Below are 23,781 nucleotides of genomic sequence, written 5' to 3'. Positions count from 1 at the left end.
TCCGCTCGGGGGCCGCGCCCGTCAGGATCAGCGGTATGAGACTGCTGACACTGGGCGGCACCGAGTTCGTGGGCCGCGCCGTCGTGGAGGCCGCGCTGCGGCGCGGCTGGGACGTGACCGTCTTCCACCGGGGACGGCACGCCGCCCCGCCCGGCGCACGGTCGCTGCACGGCGACCGCACCGCCCCCGGCGGGCTCGCCGCCCTCGCCGAGGGCACCTGGGACGCCGTCGTCGACACCTGGTCGGCGGCGCCCCGGGCGGTACGGGACGCGGCGCGGCTGCTGCGGGGCCGCGCCCGCCGGTACGCGTACGTCTCCAGCTGCTCGGTGTACGCCTGGCCGCCCGCCCCCGGGTACACCGAGGACGCCCCGCTGGTGACGGATGCCTCGCCCGACGCCGGGCCGGGCGGCTACGCCCGGGACAAGCGGGGCGGGGAACTGGCCGTCCTCGACGCCTTCGGCGAGGAGGCGTCGCTGCTGGTGCGGGCCGGGCTGATCCTCGGGCCCTACGAGAACGTGGGCCGGCTGCCGTGGTGGCTGACCCGGGCGGCGCGCGGCGGCCCGGTGCTCGCCCCGGGCCCGCGCGGCCTGCCCCTCCAGTTCATCGACGTACGCGACCTCGCCGAGTGGCTCCTGGGGGCCGTGGAGCAAGGGCTGGGCGGCCCCTGCAACGTGACCGGGCCGCAGGGGCACACCACGACGGAGGAGCTCCTGCGGGAGTGCGTACGGGTCACGGGCGGGACTGCCGAGCTGTGCTGGACGGCTCCCGAGGCGGTGCTCGGGGCCGGTGTCGAGCCGTGGACGCAGCTGCCGGTGTGGGTGCCGCCGGGCAGCGTCCTGCACGACGGGCTCTACCGCGTGGACGTCTCCCGCGCCCTGGCCACCGGCCTGCGCTGCCGCCCCGCCGCCGAGACCGTCGCCGCCACCTGGGAGTGGCTGGAGGGCATCGGCGGCAAGGCACCCCGGCGCCCGGACCGGCCGCCGGTCGGGCTCGCCCCGGAGACGGAGGCCGGGGTGCTCGCCGCCGGGGGGTATGCCCGGCACCACTCCCGGACCGGGGGACAGGCCCGGTAAGCCCCGGGCCGCCCGGTCCCCCGGGCCGGGGGCCCGGCGGTCTCCGGCGACGACGGCCGGCGGGTCCTCGCGGTCCCGGCCCCTCGCGGCCGCGGCCGCCGACCGGCACCGCACGGCGGCGAAATCCGGGTGCCGTGAGGCACCCGCCCGTGCGAAGGTGTCCCGGTGAGCGAGCATGCCGACCAGAGCTGGGCAGACCGCGTGGCCGCCGCCTGGGCCGCCTTCGACGCCTACGGCGAGGAGCGCGCGGCGGAGTTCCGCGCGGTGATCGACGCCCTGGCCGGTGAGCTGCCGCCGGACAGCCCGCTCGGCCTGTTCGAGCGGGCCTGCGCCTGGGACTCGACGGGCCACTCGGACAAGGCCGTCCCCCTGTACCGCCGGGCGCTGGCGCACGGGCTGAGCGACGTCAGCGGCTACCAGGGCCGCCGGGCGAAGATCCAGCTGTCCAGCTCGCTGCGGAACACCGGCCGCCCCCAGGAGGGCGTCGAGCTGCTCACCCCGGAACTTAACGCCCCTTCCGACGAACTGGACGACGCCGTACGGGCCACGCTCGCCCTGTGCCTGTCGAGCCTCGGGCGCGACCGCGAGGGGCTGTCCCTGGTGCTGGGCGCCCTCGCCGGCCACCTGCCGCGCTACCAGAGGTCGATGGCGAACTACGCCCGGCTGCTCGTGGAGCGGGAGGAGCACCGCCCCGCCGCCAGGTGACCATCGGACGCGTCGCTCGTTCTGCTGGGCGTGCAGCCACAGGATGTCGCCCCGCGCCCCGCACCGTCCGCCGACTCCCCGGTCGTCGGCGTCGAACAGGCCGAGGCCGCGCTCGTCGAGCATTACCCGCGGCTGGCCCGGCTCGCCTATCTGGTCCTGCCGCCGGGCCCGGGCCGCAGCCGCCGCGTCCTGACCGCGCACGCCCTCACCCAGCGGGCGCTGCCCCGCGGCACTACCGAGGCGCCCGTCATCCCGGCCCAGCCGGCCGGGCGCGAGACCGACCCGGGCTACGCCTGCCTCCGTCTCCGGGTACTGCGCGCGGCGCTGGTGGCGGGTGTGCCGCTCTGGCGCCGGATGCGGCTCGGGCGGCCCCCGCTGCCGCCGGTGCTGCCCCAGGTGTGGGGCCTGAGGCTGTTCCCCCGCTCCGGCGGTGCCGACGAGCTGGGCCTGGACCAGCGGCTGTCCGCCCTGTCCGGGCCCGGCCGGGCCGCGTACGCGCTGCGCGGCCTGGAGAAGCTGCCCGACGGCGATGTGCGGGAGGTGCTCGCCGCCGCGGGCGTCACCGACGTGGACGCCGCGCTGCGCGAGGCCGACACGGTCCCCGGGCAGTACGCCCTGCTGGACTCCCCCGAGTTCGACCCCTGTTCGCTGGTGGCCCGGCCGACCGACCTGATGCGGCGCCGGCAGCACGGCAAGGCCGCGCTGGCCGCGGGCGCGGCCCTGGTCGTGTGCGGGGTGCTGGCCGCCCTGCCCGCGGCCGGCCGGGGCCCCGACGGCCCCGCCGCCCCGCCCTACGCGCGCAACGCGTCGGCGCAGGCCGCCCTCGACCCCGGAAGACTGGTCAGAGTCTCCCCCGCCGCCTGGCGGACCTCGCCCCGCACCGACTTCTCCGTGTGGCCGGCCCGCGGCGACCTCACCGGCGACCGGGCACTGCTGCGCCGCGCCCTCGCCGTGTGGGCCCGCCCCGGCGAGACCGTGCGCGTCTCGGCGACGCCGGGCACCCCGGCCGGTGGCCCGCCCGGCCCGCCGCAGCTGCTGTACGCGGGGAACGTCGACAACGCGCGCGTGGTGATCCTCTACGACGGTCTGCGCCTGGTCCGGTACGCCGAACCGCTGGACGGCGCGCGGGGCGCGGCCCTGGACTTCGCGCGGACCGACAACGCGCGCCGGGCCGAGGCGGGCGCGGTGGTCCTCGGCCGGGCCGACGGCAACGTCCGCTACCTGACCGCTCCCTGGGTGACCAGGGCCGCCGAGCGGGACCTGACCGAGCCGGGCTCCGGCGCCATGGACCTGACCCTGACCGACGGGATGACCTCGCCGCTGGCCAGCCCCGTCCGGCACGACGGGGCGTGCGCGTCGTGGAACGTGCTCCAGCTGACCGACGGTTCCACCACGCGTCTGCTGACCGACCTCGGGGAGCTGGTGCCCGCCCGCCTCACCACCGGACGGCCGGGGTCGGTCCGGGAGGCGTCCGGTGCCGAGGCGCTGCGCACCTGGGCACCGTACGCCTGCTCGCTCGGCGCGGTGCGCGGGCAGGGCGTCCGGTCGGTGAACGCCTGGGAGTTCGCCGAGCAGCCGCTGCCCGACGCCAGCGGGTCGGCCGCGTGGGTGTGCACCCGGGCCGAGACCTGGCGGGGACGAGGGGCCCGGGCGCTGGCCCAGTTCCGCGCGCCGGGCGGCAGGTACGGAGCCGTGGCGGCCAAGGGCACGGGCGTGACGGCGTGCGGGGCGCGCGATCCGCATGTGCTGGCCGGGGTGCTGTGGAAGTCGGAGGCGGACGACTGGTATCTGCTGGCCGCCGGGAGCGACGACACGGCGTCGGTCCGGGTGACGGGCGGGGTCAGCGCGTCCGCGGACGGCAACCTGCTGACGGCACGGGCGAAGCGGGGGGCGCGGGCAGAGGTGAAGGGCACGCTGGAGGACGGGCGGAAGGTCGGCGCGCTGCGGTGACGCCGGGCCCCGGGGACGAGACGGCGGACACCGCCGCCCCGGCCCGGGCGGCGGCCGAAGGAGGCCGGCCACCGTGACGGGACGCGGCCGGCGCGGGGCGCGGACGCGTGACGCCCGCCCGTCATATGGGCGTGAGGTGAGCGGCTGCTGCCGGACTTGTGAACATCGGTGCCCGATCTGCCCGTTCCGCGGCCGGATTCGATCGGTAAGGTGTTCGTATGACTACCGGGGTACGCCGCCGCATGGGCGTCGAGGAGCGGCGGCAGCAGCTGATCGGCGTCGCTCTCGAACTGTTCAGCCGCCGCTCGCCCGACGAGGTCTCCATCGACGAGATAGCCTCCGCCGCGGGCATCTCCCGCCCGCTCGTCTACCACTACTTCCCCGGCAAACTCAGCCTCTACGAGGCGGCGTTGAAGAAGGCGGCGGAGGATCTCGCGGCCCGGTTCGCGGAGCCGAACGACGGACCGGTGGGGGCGCGGCTGCTGCGGGTGATGGGCCGCTTCTTCGACTTCGTCGACGAGCACGGGCCCGGGTTCTCGGCGCTGATGCGCGGCGGCCCGGCGGTTCCCGCGGGCGGCGCCTGCGCCATGAGCACGGCCTCGGCGACGTGCGCGCTCATCGACTCCGTCCGGCAGGCGGCGTACGACCAGGTGCTGTCGCACCTGGGGGTGACGGACCCGCCCGCGCGCCTGGAACTGGTCGTCCGCACCTGGATCTCGCTCGCCGAGTCGACGGCGCTGATCTGGCTGGACGGCCGGCGCGTCCCGCGCGCGGAGCTTCAGACCCAGCTCGTGCAGGACTTCGCCGCGCTGATGGCGGTGAGCGCCGCCCACGACAAGGAGATGGGCGCGCTGCTGCGCCGCGTCCTGGCGGACGAGCCGGCCGACGGCCCCTTCCGGGGGCTGGCCGCCCGGCTCGCCGCGCTGGTCCCCCAGGACGTCTAGCCTTCCTGCTCGTACTTCCGGTAGGACGGGTCGAGTTCGCGCACCTCCGCGGAGGCGTGCAGGGCGATGCCGCCGGCCGGTTTGACGTACTGCCGCAGCAGTTCCAGCACGGCCTCGGTGAGCCGTGCCTTGGTCTCCTCGGTGCGGCCGGCGAGCAGCCCCAGGGTGACGTGCACGACGGCGTGCCCCTCGGTGTCCGGGCCGACCGTGGTGTGCTCGGTGCGGCGGAACTGGGTCTTGCACGCGGGCGGCTTGGCGGCCGCGATGTCGACCACGGCGGTGTGCAGGGCCCGCGCGAAGGCGGGCCGGTCGAAGTCGTCCGCCAGCTCGGCGGAGTAGTCGACGGTGATCTGCGGCATGAGCCCTCCTGTTCGTGAACGGCAGGGCTCACCCTAACCGTGTGTGCCGTCGTGCTCAGCCGGCCCGGGAGAACACCGCCACCGTGCGGGCCGGGACGGTGAACGTGCCCGTCGGTGCCGCGTACGACGACTCCTTCACCACCGGGTCCGCGCCGGCCGCCTGCACCGGGTGCAGCCGGTAGCCGGCCCCGGCGAGGTCCCCGACCGTCTGCTTCTGCCGCCGCGGTGTCGCGTTGAAGACGACGACCAGGTCACCGAGGCGCATGGTGATCACACCGGGTGTCTCGTCCGGGCCGGACAGCGGGAAGGAGAGGCGGGACTGGACCTGCGCGGCGGTGGCGAGGGAGAAGTCCTTCTCGCTCGTCCGGATCCGCAGCAGGTCACGGTAGGCCGCCGAGGCGCCCTCGATCTGCGGGCAGCCGACCCGCACCGTGCTGAGCAAGGGCTTGGCGTACGGCCATTTGTCGGCGTTGTCGGCGGCCATCGGCAGGCCCCGGCCGAAGCCGTTGCCGTCCCGGCAGTCCCAGTGGATGGCGTTGAACCAGTCGCCGCTGTCGTAGGAGTTGCGGTCCAGGGACTTGGAGCGCAGCAGGTCGGTGCCGGCCTGGCTCAGGGCCGGGCCCTGCGAGAGCGCGGCGGTCGCCATGGCGAGGACCTGCATCCGGGCCCGGTCACCGGCAAGGGTGTCCTTCGGCAGTTTGAAGGCGAGCGCGTCGAACAGGGTCTCGTTGTCGTGCGCGTCGGCGTAGGCGAGGGCGTCGCCGGGTGCCTTGGCGTAGCCGGCCGGGGCGCCGTTGTAGTCGACCTCGGAGCCGGTGACCTCCCGGCCGCCGGTGGCGGTGAAGCGGTAGCCGGCCAGGTTGCCGGTCAGGCCCACCTTGATCAGGTCCTGGTAGTGCAGGAGGCGGGCCTTCTGCTCGGCCGGGGTGCCGTTGGCCGGTGCGGCGTTGGGGTCGGTGTACAGGCCGGAGGCGAAGCCCTGGACGCCGGGATCGGCGTCGAAGGGCCCGCCGCCGCGCACCGCGTCGCGGGCCCGGTCGGAGAAGGTGGCGATGCCCGTGCCGGCCATGTTCCGCTGGGTGGCCTGCTCGAAGCGGGCGTCGTCGGCGACCTCGCCGAAGTTCCAGCCCTCGCCGTACAGGATGATCTTCTTGCCGTCGACGCCGTCCTTCTCGGCCGTGAGCGCGTCCAGCGCCTCGCGGACGGCGAGGATGTTGGCCTTGGGGTGATGGCCCATCAGGTCGAAGCGGAAGCCGTCGACCTTGTACTGCCTGGCCCAGGTGACGACGGAGTCGACGACCAGCTTGCCCATCATGGCGTTCTCGGTGGCCGTGTTGGCGCAGCAGGTGCTGTTCGCCACCGAGCCGTCGGCCAGCAGCCGCTGGTAGTAGCCGGGCACGATCCGGTCCAGGACGGAGGTGGCCGCCTGGCCGCTGGCGGCGGTGTGGTTGTAGACGACGTCCATGACGACCCGCAGCCCGGCCTCGTTGAGCGCCTGGACCATCTTCCGGAACTCGACGGTGCGGGCGGTGCCGTCCGGGTCGGTGGCGTAGGAGCCCTCGGGGACCGTGTAGTGGTACGGGTCGTAGCCCCAGTTGTAGGCGTCCTTCGCGGCGGTCTTCCCGACGCACTCCTGCTGCCGGCCGGAGTCGGCGGGCAGCGCGGCCAGGTCGCAGTCGACGGTGGCCTGGCCGGACTTCTTCTCGGGGATGGTGGCGATGTCGAAGGCCGGGAGGAGATGCACGTACGAGGTGCCCGCCTCGGCCAGCTTCCGCAGGTGCCTGGAGCCGTCGCTGTCCTTGTCGGTGAAGGCGAGGTAGGTGCCCCGGTGCTTCGCCGTGCGGTCCTCGACGGAGAAGTCGCGGATGTGCAGCTCCTGGATCTGGGCGTCCCGCAGGGGCACGGCCTTCGGCTTGTCGTACGTCGTCCAGCCGGCCGGCGCGAGGGACCGGTCGGCGAGGTCGGCCACGAGGCTCCGCTCGGAGTCGGCGGTGAGGGCGAGGGCGTACGGGTCGGTGACCTCGTTGGTGACGACCTGGCGGACGCTGGGCGCCCAGACCTTCACCACGTACCGGTACGGCTTGCCCTTCCAGGACACCGGGCCGGTGACGGACCAGACGCCGGTGGCGGCGTCCCGGCGCATCGGCTTCAGCGCACCGTCCAGCTCCAGGGAGACGCTCTGGGCGGTGGGGGCCCAGACCGCGAGGGTGGGGCGGCCGTCGCGGAAGGTGGGACCGAGGTCGGCGCCGGTCGCGTCGTACAGGTCGTCCAGTACGCCGGCGATCTGCACGCCCGTCGCCGCGAGCACCGCCCCGTCGGCCCTGTGCTGGGTGGCGACGACCTGGCCGCGCAGGGCCTCGCGGACCCGGTCGCGGTCGCGCGGGTCGACCAAGAAGGCGGCGTACTCCCTCAGGTGGGGGTACTTCGCCTTCTGGGCGTCGGTCAGGGAGGTTTTCGCCAGCCGCAGCCGGCGCTCGTCCGTACTGGTCAGCACGCCGTTCTCGGCCTTGATGGAGCCGGTGCGGGAGTAGCGGAGCTGGGTGGAGGCGGCGCCCTCGGAGCCGTTCCAGGCGAGGGTGTCCCGGTCGATCCAGACCGCCTTGGAGGTGGTGAGGTCGACGGCCGCGGCCGAGCCCGCCGGCTGCGGCAGCAGGTACTTCTCCTCGCCGCTCACCAGCCACACCTCGTGGCCGTTCGCCCTGAGGTCGAGCGACTGGTCGGTGGGCAGGTCCTTCTGGTCGCCCTTGTGGACGATGTAGCCGAGACTGGTGGCACCCTCGGTGAGCGGCACCTCGAAGACCGCGCCATAGGAGTCAGTCTCCACCGGCATCAGGGGCTTCGACCAGTCGGTGGGCTCGGCGGCGCCGCCCCACACGTGCAGGCCCCAGCCGTCGTAGGCGCCGTCGGCGCGGTGGTAGTGCAGGACGGCCTTGGTGGTGTCGGGCGCCGGGTACTCGGGCCGCTCGGTCGTCACGGTCTCCTCGCCCTGCTCGATCCACACCTCGCCGGTCTTCGTCACGTCGATGGCGCGGTCGGCGGCGACGTCCTTGTTCCCGTCCTTGTCGATCACCAGGAAGCCGACGTTCGAGGCACCGGGCCCGAGCTTGACGTAGGCGAAGGCGCCGTAGGCGTCCCGGCCGGTGAAGGGGTGGCTCCGCGGCCACTCGGTGGCCTCCCCGTCGGCGAGGTCGCCCCAGGCGTACAGGCCCCAGTCGTCGTAGTTCCCGTCGGCGCGCTTGTAGTGGACGATCGCGTAGTCGCGGGAGGAGGCCGCGGGGGGCCGCTCGGCGGGCGGGGTGCCGGTGGTGGAGGCGGCGGTGGCGCTCGCGGTGCGGCCCGCCGAGTCGATGACGACCGCCTTGTAGCGCAGGGCGGTCCCGGCGGGTACGTCCGCGCCGGGGGTGTGGGTGACCTTGTAGGGGGCGTGGTCGGCGGAGCCGAGGGTCCGCCAGGTGCCGTCGCCGGTCTGGGCGGCGAAGACGACCCGGTTGAGCCGGCCGCCGTCGACCTCGGCGGTGACCTCGATAGTGCCGGTGGCGCCGGGGGCGGGGGCCTTCAGGGTGATCGTCGGCACGGTGGCGGGCTGTGCGGGGCGGCCGGTCGCCTTGAGGACGATCGCCGAGTCCGCCGGGACGGTGACGGTGATCTTCTTGCCGGCGTCGGTGCGTGCCGTGGCGCCGGTGCCGTACAGGCCCCGGAAGGTCATGCCCGCCGACTCGGTCGCGAAGGTCGCCGTCTTCGCCTCGCCCGCGTTGTTGAAGGCGACGACGTACTCCGCGCCGGTCTTCGCGTCGGTGCGGGAGAAGGCGTAGACGCCGGGGCCGTCGGCGGCGTAGCGCTCGGTCTGGACTCCGTCGGTGAGCGCCGGGTGGGCCTCGCGGAGCTTGGCGAGAGCACTGATCTGCTCGTAGAGCGGTGCTCGCGTGTCGTAGGCGTCCCGGGCGTGGGTGCGGTCGGTGCCGAGCTGGTCGTCGTCCAGGTAGTCGGCCGTGCGGGAGGCGAACATCGGCTGCCGGGCGTCCTTGTCGCCGCCCGCGCCGGTGAAGCCCTGCTCGTCGCCGTAGTAGACCACCGGGTTGCCCCGGCTGAGGAACATCAGCTCGTTGGCGAGCTTCGCCTTTCTCAGCAGCTCGGCGTCGGTGGCGTCCGGGTCGTCCTGCTTCAGGAAGGAGCCGATGCGGCCCATGTCGTGGTTGCCGAGGAAGGTGACCTGCTCGTAGGCGTTGGCCTTGTCGGTCGTGTACTTGTAGTCGTCAGCGAAGACCGACGCCAGTTTCTTCGCGCTGCCGCCCTGGGAGGCGTAGGCGCGGGCCGCCTCCTGGAAGGGGAAGTCCAGTGTGGCGTCCAGGCGGCCCTCGGTGACGTACGGGGCGGTGACGGAGGTGTCGGCGGAGTAGACCTCGCCGAACATGAAGAAGTCCTCCCGGCCCCGCTTCGCCGCGTAGGCGTCCAGGGCCGTCGCCCACTGGGTCCAGAACTCCATGTTGACGTGCTTGACGGTGTCGACGCGGAAGCCGTCGATGCCGAAGTCCCGCACCCAGCGCTGGTAGATGCGCTCCATGCCCTTGACGACCTCGGGCCGTTCGGTCCACAGGTCGTCCAGGCCGTTGAAGTCGCCGTAGGTCGCCGACTCGCCGGCCCAGGTGGAGTCGCCCCGGTTGTGGTACATCGCCGGGTCGTTGAGCCACGACGGGACCTTCAGGTTCCGCTTCGCGGCGGGCACGGTCGGGGTGCGCGGGAAGGAGTCCGCGTCGACGGCCGGGAACCGCTTCTCGCCGTCGGCGTGGTCGGCGTCGTCGAAGGGCTCGCCGTCCCTGGTGAGGTAGGGGAAGGCGCCCTTGGAGAGGTAGCCGTAGGACTTCTCCTCGTAGTCGACGACGTCGGCGGTGTGATTGGTGATGACGTCGAAGAAGACCTTCATGCCCTTGGCGTGGGCCTTGTCGATGAGGGTCTCCAGGTCCTCGTTGGTGCCGAAGTGCGGGTCGACCTGGGTGAAGTCGGTGATCCAGTAGCCGTGGTAGCCGGCGGAGGCGTTCTCCCCGGTGCCCTGTACGGGCTGGTTCTTGAAGATCGGGGCCAGCCAGAGGGCGGTGGTGCCCAGGCCCTTGATGTAGTCGAGCCTCTTCGTCAGGCCCTTGAGGTCACCGCCCTGGTAGAAGCCCTTGTCGGCCGGGTCGAAGCCGGTGGTGAGGCGGGAACCGGTCAGGCCGCCGGTGTCGTTGCCGGTGTCGCCGTTGGCGAAACGGTCCGGCAGGACGAAGTAGAACTGCTCGCGGGTCAGGTCGTGACGGGCCGCCGTCTTCGCCAGCCGCGCGTCGGACGGCGGCGCGGGCGGGGACTCGGCGCGGGCGGCCAGGGGCTGGGCGAGCGTCGCCGCGAGGGCGGCGGCGGTGACGGCCGCGACCCGTCCGGCGTAGGGGGTGCGGCGCGTGGCGGGCACCGGCCATCTCGGTCTCACAGGCGTGAACTCCTTGCGCTTGCGGCTCATTCGGGTCCGACCCCGCGCGCGACGGTATCGCCGACGCAAGACTTACAGCAAGGGTCGTGAAAGTAACGGAAAGGAATTTCACGACCCTTGCGCGTCCGGCCTCCCGCAACCGAGCCCCTAACAGGAGGACTTGCCCGCGTGGACGGCGAGTGCGGTGTTCGGGCCCAGCGCCGCCGTGAGCTGTCCGGAGCCGTTCACGGTCACCGTCCTGTCGCTCTGCACGTCGCAGTACGTCCCGGCGGGCAGCGACGTCTGGTAGGTGCGGGTCAGCGGGCCGGACTCGTGGTTGATGGCCACGAAGCCCCTGCCGCCGCGCCCGAAGGCGATGGCGTCACCGCCGTTGTCCCACCAGTTCGTGACCGCCTCGCCCCGGGTGGCGTTGCGGAAGGCGACCATCGACTTGATCTCCGGCCAGGCGTGCTGGCACTTCCAGCCGTCCTGCCAGCAGGCGTTCACCCGGCCGCCGTTGGGCGGTCCCGCGTCGTGGTCGGAGAACTCGTAGCCGGAGTGGAGGTCGGGTGACCCGTACGGCCAGGCCAGCATGAAGACGTTGGCCAGGGTGTAGGTCGCGTTGTCCTTGTAGCTGAGCGTGGAGCCGTTGCGCTCGGTGTCGTGGTTGTCGACGAAGACACCGGCGGAGCCGCTGCCCAGATAGCCCCAGCCCTCACCGTAGTTCTTGAGGTAGGCGAGGTTCTCGCTGCGGAAGACGCGCTTGAGGTCGTAGGCGTAGCGGAACTCCTGCACGTCGCCGTTGCCGGTGTACTCGGCCGGCTGGACGGCCTCCCCGGCGCCGTGGATGACCTCCTGCTTCCAGTAGACGTTCGGGTCGGCCAGCCGGGACTTGATGTTCGCGAGGTCGGCGGCCGGGACGTGCTTGGCGGCGTCGACACGGAAGCCGTCGACGCCGAGGGAGAGCAGGTCGTTCAGGTACCCGGCGACGGTCTTGCGGACGTACTCCTCGCCGGTGTCGAGGTCGGCGAGGCCGAGCAGCTCGCAGTTCTGGACGTTGCCGCGGTCCCGGTAGTTCGTGATCTGCGCGGTGCAGTCGTCGAAGTCGTAGGGGGAGTACAGCCCGGGATAGTCGTACTTCGTGTACGACGAGCCGCCGGTGCCGGTGCCGCCGCCCGCCGACATGTGGTTGACCACCGCGTCGACGACCACCTTCACCCCGGCCGCGTGGCAGGTGTTCACCATGTTCCGGAAGGCGGCCCGGTCGCCGAGGCGGCCGGCGATCTTGTAGCTGACGGGCTGGTACGACGTCCACCACTGGGCGCCCTGGATGTGCTCGGCGGGCGGGGAGACCTGGACGTAGCCGTAGCCGGCGGGGCCCAGGGTGTTCGCGCACTCCCGGGCGACGGAGGCGAAGTTCCACTCGAAGAGGACGGCTGTGACGTCCTTGGACCCGGGCGGGGACGCCTGCGCGGCGGGCGGGTTCATGACAAGGGCGGCGGTCGCGAGGGCGAGGGCCCCGGAGAGGAGGGTTCTGCGTGCCATGTGTGGGGTTCCTTCTGCGTCGAAGGCTCGTTGCCGGCGCGTTGCCGACACGTTGAATACTCTTGCTGAAAGCTTCAGCAAGGTTTCGGTGACGCAGATGGTAAAGGCCCGCCGCCCGAAAGGGCAGCGGGCCGTACAACATTGAAGAGAAATTTCCGGCGGACCGGGACGTCAGTCCGCCGTCGTCCACCACACGGTCGTGTCGGCGGGCACCTTGGCCTCGCCGCCGGCCTCGGTCACCTCGCCGCTGGCGAGCAGCACCGTCCCGTAGGCGGGCGTCGCCACCGACTCGCCGGTGGTGTTCGCCACGCACACGAAGCGCCCGCGCCGGAAGGCCAGTACGCCCTGGGGGGCCCGCAGCCACTCCACCGCCTCGCCCGCGCCCAGGTCGGGCTGAACCCGGCGTACTGTCAGCGCGCTGCGGTACAGCTCCAGCGTGGAGCCGGGCACGCCGGTCTGCGCCTCGACGCTCAGCTCGCCCCAGCCCTCCGGCTGCGGCAGCCAGCTGCCCCCGTCACCGAAGCCGTACGACGATCCGGCGCGCGTCCACGGGAGCGGCACCCGGCAGCCGTCGCGGAAGCCGTCCTGGCCGGCGCCGCGGAAGTACGCCGGGTCCTGGCGCACCTCGTCCGGCAGGTCGACGACGTCCGGCAGGCCGAGCTCCTCGCCCTGGTAGATGTACGCCGATCCGGGCAGCGCCAGCATCAGCAGCGTCGCCGCGCGCGCCCGCCGCAGCCCCAGCTCCCGGTCGCCGGCCAGGCGGATCTGGGTGCCGAGGCCGGGCGGGTTGGCGAAGCGGGTGGCGTGCCGGGTGACGTCGTGGTTGGACAGCACCCAGGTGGCGGGGGCGCCGACCGGGCGCATCGCCTCCAGGGTGCGGTCGATGACGCCGCGCAGTTCCTCGGCGTCCCAGTGCGTGCTCAGGTACTGGAAGTTGAACGCCTGGTGCAGTTCGTCGGGGCGGACGTAGTGCGCGGTGCGCTCGACGGTCGGGGTCCACGCCTCGGCGACGAAGATGCGCTCGCCCGAGTACTCGTCGAGGATGCGGCGCCACTGGCGGTAGATCTCGTGCACGCCGTCCTGGTCGAAGAACGGCATGACGTCGTTGCCCAGCAGCTTCACCTGGTCGTGGGCGCCCAGGTCCGGCAGGCCCTCGGCCTTGACCAGGCCGTGGGCGACGTCGATGCGGAAGCCGTCGACGCCCATGTCCAGCCAGAAGCGCAGGATGGAGCGGAACTCGTCGCCGACGGCCGGGTGGTCCCAGTTGAAGTCGGGCTGCTCGGGGGCGAACAGGTGCAGGTACCACTCGCCCGGCGTGCCGTCGGGCTCGGTGACCCGGGTCCAGGCGGGCCCGCCGAAGATGGACTCCCAGTCGTTGGGCGGCAGTTCCCCGTTCTTCCCCTTGCCGGGGCGGAAGTGGTACCGCTCCCGCAGCGGCGAGCCCGGGCCCTCGGCGAGCGCCCGCTTGAACCACTCGTGCTGGTCGGAGGAGTGGTTGGGGACGAGGTCGACGATGATCCGCAGGCCCAGCGCGTGGGCGTCGCGGATGAGGGCGTCGGCGTCGTGCAGGGTGCCGAACATGGGATCGACGGCCCGGTAGTCGGCGACGTCGTAGCCGGCGTCGGCCTGCGGCGAGGCGTAGAAGGGGCTGAGCCACACGGCGTCCACGCCGAGATCGCGCAGGTACGGCAGGCGGGTGCGCACGCCTTCCAGATCGCCCATGCCGTCGCCGTCGCTGTCGGCGAAGCTGCGCGGGTAGACCTGGTAGATCACCGCGTCCCGCCACCAGTCGCGGCGCTTGGCGACGGTGGCCAGGGCGGGGGATCCCCCCTGCGCGAACAGCTCGGAGGAGGGTGCCGGGGCGGCGGAGTGCTGGCTCATGGCGTCCTTGATGCGTAACGGATGTGACATCGGTCTTCGCGGCTTGGGGTCTTCGGGCGACGGAGGGCGACGTGGCGGCCGCGGTGACAGCGGGGTCGGATGGTGCACCGCGGCCGCCGCCCGCGCGGTCAGGCGCGCGGGAGTCCGCCCGGCCGGGCGTCAGCCCTTGGTGCCGCCCGCCGTCAGGCCGGTGACCAGGTTCTTCTGTACAAGGTAGAAGAAAGCGGACACGGGAATGGCGATCAGCACGGCGGTGGCGGCCATCAGGTTGCGCTGCGCGTCGTGCTCGCTGACGAAGCTCTGCAATCCCACGGCGAAGGTGTACTTCGTGTCGGACAGCATGAACGTGGACGCGAACGCCACCTCGCCGAAGGCCGTGATGAAGCTGTAGAAGGCGGCGACCGCGAGGCCGGGCCGGGCGAGTGGCAGGATCAGCCGGAAGAAGGTGCCGAAGGGCGTCAGCCCGTCGACCCGGCCCGCCTCGTCGATCTCGAACGGGATGGTGTCGAAGTAGCCCTTGAGCAGCCAGGCGCAGTACGGCACCGCGGTCGAGCAGTAGACGAGGATCAGGCCGAGGTAGCTGTCGATGAGCTGGAGCTCGGACAGGATCTGGTACATCGGCACGATGAGCACGGCGATGGGGAACATCTGCGTCAGCAGCAGGACCCACATCAGCTTGCGGTAGCCCGGGAACCGCATGCGGGAGACGGCGTAGCCGGTGGTGGCGGCCACCAGGACGCCGATGACGGTGGTGCCGAGCGAGACGATCAGCGAGCTCTTCAGCCACTCGAAGAAGTTGGTGTGCTGGAGCACGTACGCGTAGTTGTCGAACGTCATCTTCCCCCAGATGCGCTCGGGGTGCAGGTAGTCGTCCTTGTCCGGGCCGAGGGAGAGGAAGACCAGCCACGCGATGGGGAAGAGCGCGATCAGGCAGGCGCCGGCCAGGACGCCGTGGGAGGCGAGGGCGGCGGCCGGGCCCTGTTCGCCGCGGCGGCGCGTCCTGCGGGGGGCGGCGGGGGGCGCGGAGGCCGGGTCCGCCGCAGCGGTGGCCTCGCCGAGGGTCGTGGTGCTCATGGGGGCTCCTGCCTCAGATCGCGAGCTGCCGCTCATCGCGGTTCAGCCAGCGGCGGTAGAAGGAGGTGAAGACGATCAGGACGGCCAGCAGCAGCATGCCGTAGGCCGCGGACTGCGCGAACTCGCGCGGCTGCTGTCCGAAGCCGAGCTGGTAGGCCCAGGTGACGAGGATCTGCGCGTCGGGGGCGGTGTTGCCGAACAGCAGGAAGATGATGGCGAACTGGTTGAAGGTCCAGATGACGCCCAGCAGCACGACGGTGGAGCTGACGGACCGCAGCCCGGGCAGGGTGACGTGCCGGAACCGCTGCCAGGCGCTCGCGCCGTCCATCTCGGCCGCCTCGTACAGCGAGGCGTCGATCGATTGCAGGCCGCCGAGGAGCGAGACCATCATGAACGGCACACCGCACCAGGTGTTGACCATGATCGCGGCGAAGCGCTGCCAGAAGGTGTCCTCCAGCCACTGCGGCGTCGGCAGGCCGAGGAAGTCGAGGCCGGAGTTGATGATGCCGGCGTCGGCGAGCATGAACCGCCAGCCGAAGACGGTGACGAAGGTCGGCACCGCCCACGGCAGGACCAGGACGAGCCGGTAGAAGGTGCGCCCGCGCAGCTTCTGATTGAGCAGCAGGGCCAGGCCCAGGCCGATGCCGTAGTGCAGGGCGACACAGGCGGCCGTCCACACCACCGTCCAGATGAAGTGCGACCAGAACCGCTCGTAGGCCGTCTCGCCCCACAGGATGTCGGCGTAGTTGTCGAAGCCGATGAACTTGTAGGTGGCCTCGATCTCGTTGACGCCGATGGTGCGGGCGCTGTTGAGGCTGTCGGCGTCGGTGAGGGTGAGGTAGAAGCCGTACGCCAGCGGATACAGCACGAGGACGCCGAGCACGACGGCCACCGGCGCGATCATGGCGTAGGCGTACCAGTGCTTCTGATAGCCGTGCTTCAGACGCCGGCCCAGGCCGGGACGTGGCGCGCGGTCACCGCGGCGCTTGCCGGTCGCGCGGTCGATGGCGACTGTCATGGTGCGACACCTTCTGGAGGATCAAGAGGACCGGGGATCACGGGCCGGGTCACGCGGACGGGGACCGGGGAGCGAGGAGACCGGGGAGCGGGAGCGCGGGCCGCCCGCGGCCGGGGGCAGGCCGGTGACCGCCGCATCCCCTCCCCCTCCCGGAGGATCCGGCGGCCACGCGGGCTCACTTGCCGAAGTCCGGCACCAGCTTGGTCATCGCGGTCTCGACGTTGCCCAGCCCCTTGTCCAGGGACTCCTTGCCGCCGGCGATGTTGGGCAGCTCGTCGTCGAGCGGACCCCACAGCGAGCTGTACTCGGGCAGGGCCGGGCGCGGCCGGGCGGCGGACAGCACGGTCTGGTAGCCGGCGATGCCCGGGTCGGCCTTGACCTTCGCGGTGTAGGCGTCCTCACGCGTCGGCAGGGTGGAGTTCTTCAGGGCGATGGTCTCCTGGGCCTTCGCAGAGGTCATGAACTTCACGAACTTCAGCGCGGCCTTCCGGTGCGCCTCGTCGGAGCCGGCGTACACGGAGAGGTTGTGGCCGCCGGTCGGGGCGCCCGCCTCGCCGGTGGAGCCCGCCGGGACGGTGGCGATGCCGAGGTTGTCCCTGTCCTTGAAGGCGGAGCCCTTGTAGAAGTTGGTGATCTCCCACGGGCCCTGGATGATGGCGGCGACCTTGCCGCTGACGAACGCGTCCTGGATGTGGGCGTAGGCGTCGGCGGTGGTGTCGGCCTTGTGCAGGCCCTTGCCGTCGAACAGGCTCAGCCAGGTGCCGTACGCCTTCTCCGCCTCGGGCGACCTGACGGTGATCTTCTTGGCCTCGGCGTCGACCGTGTCGGTGCCCTCGCCGTACAAGAAGGGCTGCGCGTAGTACCCCTGGGTGGAGCCCCAGTAGCCGTCGACGCCGGTCTTGTCCTTGATGGCGGCGGCGGCCTTCTTCAGGTCGTCCCAGGTCTTGGGGACCTCGACGCCGGCCTTCTCGAACAGCTCCTTGTTGTAGACGAGGGCGAGGGTGTCGGTGACCAGCGGCACCCCGTACGTCTTGCCCTCGTACTTCGCCTGCTCGATCAGGCTGGGCTGGAACTTGTCCTGCTCGGCCAGGGCCTCGGTGCCGTCCAGCGGCGCGAAGAAGCCCTTCTTGGCGAAGGCGGGGGTCCAGCCGACCTCGGAGCGCAGCACGTCCGGGGCGCCCTTGGAGCCGGCGGCGGTGTCGAACTTGTTCTGCGCCTGGTCGAAGGGGACGTTGACGTACTTGACCTTGATGTCCTTGTGGGCGGCCTCGAACTCCTCGACCAGGGCGCGGTACGTCGGCGCCTCGTTGGTGGCGTTGGAGGTGTCCCACCAGGTGATCGTGACCGGTCCGCCCGACTCGCTGTCTCCGCCGCCGTCGCCGCCGCAGGCCGTCGCCGCGAGAGCCAGGGACGCCACCAGCGCGGTGGCCGCTATGCCACGCCGCATGAGTTCTCCTTGAGGGTGAAAAGCCCGAGTGGTGCAGGGGACGGTCCCGTCGCCGTTCCTGCCGACTTGCCGACTGCGCCATTGCGGCCGCCGGGCGACGTGAACGTAACAGCGCTGCAAGATTTCCGAAAGGCCTTGCAGAAAAAAAATGCAAGGACCGCCGAGAGTTATGCCCTCGTGACCCGCCCTCGACCGTGTCGAGACCGCTGTTTTCGCCGGAGGGCGCGGACTCGGACGTATGTGCAAGACTCTGCAAGCACTTGCCATTCCTTTCAGCGGCGGATGATCATCCGTTGCGGCTGGACACCTCGACCACGACATGAGGGATCGCCATGACGCAGCAGCCCGCAGCGGGCCGTTCCAGGGCGCGCACCAGGCGTCCGATCGGTGTGCAAGCGCAGACACGGCCGCTACAGTCCAGTGCTGTGACCACACGGCTTTCCGACATCGCTGCGCAGGCGGGGGTGAGTGAAGCGACCGTCAGCCGCGTCCTCAACGGGAAGCCGGGCGTCGCCGCCACCACCCGCCAGTCCGTGCTGGCCGCCCTCGACGTCCTGGGCTACGAGCGCCCGGTGCGGCTGCGGCAACGCAGCGAGGGCCTGGTGGGCCTGATCACCCCGGAGCTGGAGAACCCCATATTCCCGGCCCTGGCCCAGGTCATCGGGCAGGCGCTGACCCGGCAGGGATACACCCCCGTCCTGGCCACCCAGACCCCGGGCGGGTCGACGGAGGACGAGCTGACGGAGATGCTGGTCGACCGCGGCGTCGCCGGCATCATCTACGTCTCCGGCCTGCACGCCGACACCACCGCCGACATGCAGCGCTACGAACGGCTGCGCGCGCAGGGCGTGCCGTTCGTCCTCGTCGACGGCTTCTCGCCGAAGGTGCAGGCGCCGTTCATCTCCCCCGACGACCGGGCGGCGATGACCCTGGCGGTCACCCACCTGATCTCCCTCGGGCACACCCGCATCGGCCTGGCGCTGGGCCCCAAGCGGTTCGTGCCCGTGCAGCGCAAGATCGACGGCTTCGTCCGGACCATGCAGGACCAGCTGGGCCTGGACGCCGCCACGATCGAGTCGGACCTGATCCAGCACTCCCTCTACACCCTGGAGGGCGGCCAGGCCGCCGCCACGGCGCTCATCGAGCGGGACTGCACGGCGGTGGTGTGCGCCAGCGACATGATGGCGCTGGGCGCGATACGGGCGGCACGCCAGCGCGGCCTGGAGGTCCCGACGGACGTCTCGGTGGTGGGCTTCGACGACTCCCCCCTGATCGCCTTCACCGACCCGCCGCTGACCACCGTCCGCAAGCCGGTCCCGGCGATGGGCCAGGCGGCGGTGCGCACGCTGCTGGAGGAGATCGGCGGGACGCCCGCGCCGCACAGCGAGTTCGTGTTCATGCCGGAGCTGGTGGTGCGCGGTTCCACGGCGTCGGCCCCCGGCAACCGCTCCTGACGCTCGTCCCCGGGGCGGAGACGCCGGCGCCCTCCCCGTACTCCGGGAGGAAACCGCGGACCTCCGGCGGGCGTAGAACATGCGACCGGAACCCGACCGGGGGATGATCGGTGGACGAAGGCTTTTCTGGCAGACTCTGTGCCTATGGGTGAGACGACCGTGACGACTCCGGAAGGCCAGGAAGAGGCCCTTCCGCACCCCGTCACGGACGAAACGGGGCAGAGTGTATGGCACCGGCTCCGCACCCCGCGCCGGCCCCGTCTCTGGTTCGAGATCCTGCTGATCGCGGTGAGTTACTGGACGTACTCGCTCGTCCGCAACGCCGTACCGGAACAGCGGGCGCAGGCACTGCGCAACGCCGACTGGATCTGGAAGGTCGAGCACCAGCTCGGCATCGCCGTCGAGCAAACCGTCAACCACGCCGCCAATTCGGTGACTTGGCTCATCGTCGGCATGAACTACTACTACGCGACACTGCACTTCATCGTGACACTCGGTGTGCTGGTGTGGCTGTACCGCCGGCATCCCGGCCGCTACGCGGCGACCCGTCTGGTCCTGTTCTCCACCACGGGTGTGGCCCTGGTCGGCTACTACCTGTTTCCGCTGGCCCCGCCCCGGCTGATGAACGGCGGCCGCTTCATCGACACCGTCATGGTCCACCAGACCTGGGGCTCGATGGCGTCCGGCGACCTGAAGAACATGTCCAACCAGTACGCCGCGATGCCGTCGATGCACATCGGCTGGTCCCTGTGGTGCGGCCTGACGATCTTCGCCCTGGCGGCGATCCCGTGGGTACGCGTGCTCGGCCTGCTCTATCCCGCGCTCACCCTGGTGGTGATCGTCGCCACGGCCAACCACTTCTGGCTGGACGCGGTCGGCGGCATGCTCTGCCTGGCCTTCGGCTACACGGTGGCCCGCGTCTGGTACGGCACCCTGCCCCACGCCCTCCCCCGCCTGGTCCCGTCACAAGGCCGCACGGCCCCCCTGCTGCCGACCCGCGCCTAGCCGGGAACCGAGCCGCGGGGCGGCGGAAGCCGCCCCCTGGGCCTGGGTACCACGCCCCGCGGCCGCGAGACGGCGGGAGCGGGGCGTGTGGGATCCCGTGGGCCCCTATCCCCCGTAGAACAGCTCCTCGACGACCCCCCGAGCCCGCCGCGCGGTCCGCCGATAGGCGTCGAGCATGTCGCCCGCGTGCCCCGGCCCGTACCCCAGATACCGCCCCACCGCGGCCAGCTCCCGGCTCTCGGTGGGAAACGTGTCGCCCGCCCGCCCCCGCACCAGCATCACCGCGTTGCGCACCCGCGTCGCCAGCACCCACGCCTCGTCCAGCACCGCCGCGTGCTCCTCCGAGACCAGCCCCGCCCCGCACGCCGCGGCCAGCGCCTGACGGGTGCGTGTCGTGCGCAGCCCCGCCTCGGCGCTGCCGTACCGCAGCTGGAGCAGCTGCACGGTCCACTCGACGTCGGACAGCCCGCCCGGCCCCAGCTTGGCGTGCAGTTTGGGGTCGACCCCGCGCGGCAGCCGCTCGGACTCCATCCGGGCCTTCAGCCGCCGGATCTCGCGTACGGCCTCCTCGCCCAGCCCGCTCGCCGGATACCGCAGCGGGTCGACGAGCTCGATGAACCGCCGCCCCAGGTCCTCGTCGCCCGCCACGAACTCCGCCCGCAGCAGGGCGTGCGACTCCCACACCAGCGACCAGCGCCGGTAGTACGCCGCGTACGACTTCAGGGTCCGCACCAGCGGCCCCGACTTCCCCTCGGGCCGCAGATCGGCGTCGATGAGCAGCGGCGGGTCGGCGCTCGGCTGCTGGAGCAGCCGCCGCATCTCGGCGACGACCTTGCCGGCGGCCTCCCCGGCCTCCCGCTCGTCGGCCCCGTCCCGCGGCTCGTGTACGAACAGCACGTCCGCGTCCGAGCCGTAGCCCAGCTCGTGCCCGCCGAACCGCCCCATGCCGATGATCGCGAACCGGGTCGGCAGGGTGTCCCCCCAGCCGTCCCGCACCACCGCCCGCAGCGTCCCCGCCAGCGTCGCCGCCGTCAGGTCCGACACCGCCGCCCCGACCCGGTCCACCAGCGCCCCCTGGTCGGCCTCGGCGGGCCGCGCCTCGGTGCCGTAGGAGCCGACGATGTCGGCGGCGGCCGTGCGGAACAGCTCCCGCCGCCGCACCCCGCGCGCGGCGGTGACCGCCTGCACCGCTCCGTCGGCGCGGCGGACGGCCGCGAGTATCTCCTGTTCCAGCTGGGCCCGCCCGCGCGGCGCGAGCCCCCCGCCGTCGCCGTCGCCGAGCAGCGCCACCGCCTCGGGGGCCCGCATCAGCAGGTCGGGGGCGAGCCGCCCGGCGGACAGGACGCGGGCGAGGTTCTCGGCGGCGGCGCCCTCGTCGCGCAGCAGCCGCAGGTACCAGGGTGTCTTGCCGAGCGCGTCCGACACCTTGCGGAAGTTGAGCAGGCCGGCGTCCGGGTCGGCGGAGTCGGCGAACCAGCCGAGCAGGACCGGCAGCAGGGTCCGCTGGATGGCCGCCTTGCGGGACACGCCGGAGGCCAGCGCCTCCAGGTGCCGCAGGGCGGCGGCCGGGTCGGCGTACCCGAGGGCGACCAGCCGCTCCCGGGCCGCCTCGGGGCTCAGCCGGGCCTCGCCGGGCGCGAGCTGGGCGACGGCGTCGAGCAGCGGCCGGTAGAACAGCTTCTCGTGCAGGCGGCGTACGGCGGCGGCGTGCCGCCTCCACGCGCGCAGCAGCGTGGCGACCGGGTCGGTGCGCAGGCCGAGGGAGCGGCCGAGCCGGCGCAGGTCGGCCTCGTCCTCGGGGACGAGATGGGTGCGGCGCAGCCGGTGGAGCTGGATGCGGTGCTCCATGGAGCGCAGGAAACGATACGCCTCATCCAGCAGGGCGGCGTCCGCGCGGCCCACGTAGCCGCCGGCCGCGAGGGCCTTCAGCGCGTCCAGGGTCGTACGGCTCCGGAGCGAGGCGTCGGCGCGGCCGTGCACCAGTTGCAGCAGCTGTACGGCGAACTCGACGTCCCGCAGGCCCCCCGGCCCCAGTTTGAGCTGGCGGTCGACTTCGGCGGCGGGGATGTTCTCCACCACCCGGCGGCGCATCTTCTGCACGTCGGCGACGAAGTTCTCCCGCTCGGCGGCCTGCCACACCAGCGGCTCGACGGCGGCGAGGTAGGCGTCGCCGAGTTCCCGGTCGCCGGCCACCGGGCGGGCCTTGAGCAGCGCCTGGAACTCCCAGGTCTTGGCCCAGCGCTGGTAGTAGGCGACGTGGCTGCTGAGGGTGCGCACCAGCGGGCCGTTCCGGCCCTCGGGGCGGAGGTTGGCGTCCACCGGCCAGATGGAGCCCTCCACGGTCGTCTCGGAGCAGATCCGCATCATGTGGGAGGCGAGCCGGGTCGCGGCGCGCAGCGCCTTGTCCTCGTCGGCGCCGTCGGCGGCCTCGCCGACGAAGACGACGTCGACGTCGGACACGTAGTTCAGCTCGTGACCACCGCACTTGCCCATCGCGATCACCGCGAGCCGGCACAGCGCGGCGTCGTCGGGCGCGGCGGCCCGGGCCAGGGCGAGGGCGGCGCGCAGGGTGGCGGTGGCGAGGTCGGCCAGTTCGGCGGCGGTCTCGGCGACGTCGATGGTGCCGCACACGTCGCGGGCGGCGATGGACAGCAGGCAGCGCCGGTAGGCGACGCGCAGCGCGACGGGGTCGCCGGCCCCGGCGAGGCCGCGTTCGAACTCCGCCACGCCGGGGTGCAGGTCGCGCGGCTCGTAGGTGACGAGGGCCCGCCAGTCGCCGGGGTGCCGGGCGAGGTGGTCGGCGAGGGCCTCGGAGGCGCCGAGGACACCCAGCAGCCGGTCCCGCAGCGGCTTGGCGGAGGTCAGGGTGTCGAGCAGGACGCGGCGGTCGGTGGGGCCGGGCTGTGCCTCGAGCAACCGCACCAGGCCGCGCAGCGCGAGGTCCGGGTCGGCGGTGGCGCCGAGCGCTTCGAGCAGCACCGGGTCGTTGCGCAGCGACGCCGGCTCCGCGCCGTCCAGCAGCCGCTCGGCGGCGGACGGATCGGTGAAACCGTGCCGCAGCAGTCGCGTGAAGGTGCTGCTCCTGCGCCCCGGCGCCGTCATCCCGGCCTCCTGTCGGATCAAGGTCGTACGCGTCTTCGAGCCTAACGGCAGCGGCGGGCAGGGGCGCCCGCGCGGGGGGCGGTGAGTCGCGGGGGCGGGCGGGGCGGGGTCCGCGCCGGTGACGCCCGAGAGGACCGGAGGGACGCACGCCATGGCCGTAACGCCCGTGGCGGAAACCGGACCCGCGGTACAGCGGCGGGCGGGCGGGTTTTCGGCCCTGCCGCCGTCCACTCGGTGGCGCCGCGCACCGTTTTCGGTTTCGGTGAGGGAGACCCGTCCAGCCGCAGCCGGCGGCCCCGGGGCCGACCAAGGAGCCACACCATGGACATGACCCTCGAAGTGATCCCTCTGCCCGTCAGCGACATCGACCGGGCCCGCGACTTCTACCGGGACAAGGTCGGCTTTCACGTCGACATCGACACGGAGGTCATGCCGGGCATGCGGATCGTGCAGCTGACTCCCCCGGGGTCCGGCTGCTCGATCGCGCTGGGCGACTCCGTCTGGGAGCTGGCCCGGGGCCCGCAGCCGGCGCCCGGCTCCTACCAGGGCCTCCAGTTGTGCGTCGCCGACATCGAGGCGGCCCGCGCCGAGCTCGCCGGACGGGGCCTGGAGCTCTCCGAGCCGGTGCGCTACTCCCCGGACGACGGCGCCACGTTCGTGTACTTCACCGACCCCGACGGCAACGGCTGGTCGATCCAGGAGTACCGGCGCCGGGCGACGGAGCCGCTGCACGAGGTGCTGGCCCGGCTGAAGGGAGGGCGGGAAGGCTGAAACCCGCCGCCCGCCG

15 protein-coding genes are annotated in these 23,781 nt (G+C 72.6%); 7 read left to right on the top strand and 8 right to left on the bottom strand.

Going from position 1 to position 23,781, the window contains the following annotated elements:
- Positions 1-35: 35 nt before the first annotated feature.
- The 4 genes from AB0L74_RS01835 to AB0L74_RS01820 all read left to right on the top strand — a co-directional run bounded on the left by AB0L74_RS01835 (position 36) and on the right by AB0L74_RS01820 (position 4,672).
- Positions 36-1,073: an NAD-dependent epimerase/dehydratase family protein gene (locus AB0L74_RS01835; protein WP_365644422.1), complete on the top strand. Its 1,038-nt coding sequence runs from the start codon at positions 36-38 to the stop codon at positions 1,071-1,073.
- Between the two features lie 165 nt (positions 1,074-1,238).
- Positions 1,239-1,778, top strand: coding sequence for a tetratricopeptide repeat protein (locus AB0L74_RS01830; protein ID WP_365644420.1), 540 nt, complete (start codon positions 1,239-1,241; stop codon positions 1,776-1,778).
- Positions 1,779-1,808: 30 nt separating this feature from the next.
- Positions 1,809-3,728, top strand: a complete 1,920-nt coding sequence (locus AB0L74_RS01825; protein WP_365644417.1) for a hypothetical protein — start codon at positions 1,809-1,811, stop codon at positions 3,726-3,728.
- A gap of 218 nt (positions 3,729-3,946) precedes the next feature.
- On the top strand, positions 3,947-4,672 hold the full coding sequence (locus AB0L74_RS01820) for a TetR/AcrR family transcriptional regulator (protein ID WP_365644414.1): 726 nt from the start codon (positions 3,947-3,949) through the stop codon (positions 4,670-4,672).
- Here AB0L74_RS01820 and AB0L74_RS01815 read toward each other — a convergent pair.
- The 7 genes from AB0L74_RS01815 to AB0L74_RS01785 all read right to left on the bottom strand — a co-directional run bounded on the left by AB0L74_RS01815 (position 4,669) and on the right by AB0L74_RS01785 (position 17,433).
- Positions 4,669-5,031 carry a 5-carboxymethyl-2-hydroxymuconate Delta-isomerase gene (locus tag AB0L74_RS01815; protein ID WP_365644412.1) on the bottom strand — a complete coding sequence of 121 codons (363 nt, stop codon included), beginning with the start codon at positions 5,029-5,031 and terminating at the stop codon, positions 4,669-4,671. The genes AB0L74_RS01820 and AB0L74_RS01815 overlap by 4 nt on opposite strands.
- A gap of 55 nt (positions 5,032-5,086) precedes the next feature.
- A complete protein-coding gene (gene pulA / locus AB0L74_RS01810) occupies positions 5,087-10,489 on the bottom strand; it encodes a pullulanase-type alpha-1,6-glucosidase (protein ID WP_365644409.1) in 5,403 nt (1,800 codons plus the stop codon).
- 147 nt (positions 10,490-10,636) lie between these two features.
- Positions 10,637-12,013 (bottom strand): alpha-amylase family protein, encoded by a 1,377-nt coding sequence (locus AB0L74_RS01805; RefSeq protein WP_365644406.1) that lies wholly within the window; start codon positions 12,011-12,013, stop codon positions 10,637-10,639.
- A 171-nt stretch (positions 12,014-12,184) separates the two neighbouring features.
- Positions 12,185-13,894 carry a glycoside hydrolase family 13 protein gene (locus tag AB0L74_RS01800; RefSeq protein ID WP_365644403.1) on the bottom strand — a complete coding sequence of 570 codons (1,710 nt, stop codon included), beginning with the start codon at positions 13,892-13,894 and terminating at the stop codon, positions 12,185-12,187.
- Positions 13,895-14,053: 159 nt separating this feature from the next.
- Positions 14,054-14,968: an ABC transporter permease subunit gene (locus tag AB0L74_RS01795; protein WP_365644400.1), complete on the bottom strand. Its 915-nt coding sequence runs from the start codon at positions 14,966-14,968 to the stop codon at positions 14,054-14,056.
- Positions 14,969-14,981: 13 nt separating this feature from the next.
- Positions 14,982-15,986 (bottom strand): sugar ABC transporter permease, encoded by a 1,005-nt coding sequence (locus tag AB0L74_RS01790; protein ID WP_365644397.1) that lies wholly within the window; start codon positions 15,984-15,986, stop codon positions 14,982-14,984.
- A 175-nt stretch (positions 15,987-16,161) separates the two neighbouring features.
- Positions 16,162-17,433, bottom strand: a complete 1,272-nt coding sequence (locus tag AB0L74_RS01785) for an extracellular solute-binding protein (protein WP_365644394.1) — start codon at positions 17,431-17,433, stop codon at positions 16,162-16,164.
- Positions 17,434-17,858: 425 nt separating this feature from the next.
- On the opposite strand from AB0L74_RS01785, the gene AB0L74_RS01780 reads away from it, so the two are divergent.
- Together AB0L74_RS01780 and AB0L74_RS01775 are read left to right on the top strand one after the other, a co-directional pair.
- Positions 17,859-18,887, top strand: a complete 1,029-nt coding sequence (locus AB0L74_RS01780; RefSeq protein ID WP_365644391.1) for a LacI family DNA-binding transcriptional regulator — start codon at positions 17,859-17,861, stop codon at positions 18,885-18,887.
- 144 nt (positions 18,888-19,031) lie between these two features.
- Positions 19,032-19,892 (top strand): phosphatase PAP2 family protein, encoded by an 861-nt coding sequence (locus AB0L74_RS01775; protein ID WP_365644388.1) that lies wholly within the window; start codon positions 19,032-19,034, stop codon positions 19,890-19,892.
- Positions 19,893-19,997: 105 nt separating this feature from the next.
- Here AB0L74_RS01775 and AB0L74_RS01770 read toward each other — a convergent pair whose 3' ends face one another.
- The gene (locus AB0L74_RS01770) at positions 19,998-22,994 is read right to left on the bottom strand and encodes a bifunctional [glutamine synthetase] adenylyltransferase/[glutamine synthetase]-adenylyl-L-tyrosine phosphorylase (protein WP_365644385.1); all 2,997 of its coding nucleotides are present in this window, start codon (positions 22,992-22,994) and stop codon (positions 19,998-20,000) included.
- 321 nt (positions 22,995-23,315) lie between these two features.
- Here AB0L74_RS01770 and AB0L74_RS01765 point away from each other — a divergent pair, with 321 nt between their 5' ends.
- The gene (locus tag AB0L74_RS01765) at positions 23,316-23,765 is read left to right on the top strand and encodes a VOC family protein (RefSeq protein ID WP_365644382.1); all 450 of its coding nucleotides are present in this window, start codon (positions 23,316-23,318) and stop codon (positions 23,763-23,765) included.
- The last annotated feature ends 16 nt before the right edge of the window (positions 23,766-23,781 follow it).

It is taken from the genome of Streptomyces sp. NPDC052020 (assembly GCF_040680575.1).
Classification (GTDB): domain Bacteria; phylum Actinomycetota; class Actinomycetes; order Streptomycetales; family Streptomycetaceae; genus Streptomyces.
The sequence above is the reverse complement of the archived record's forward strand: the minus strand, read 5'-3'. Positions and strand labels throughout refer to the sequence as shown.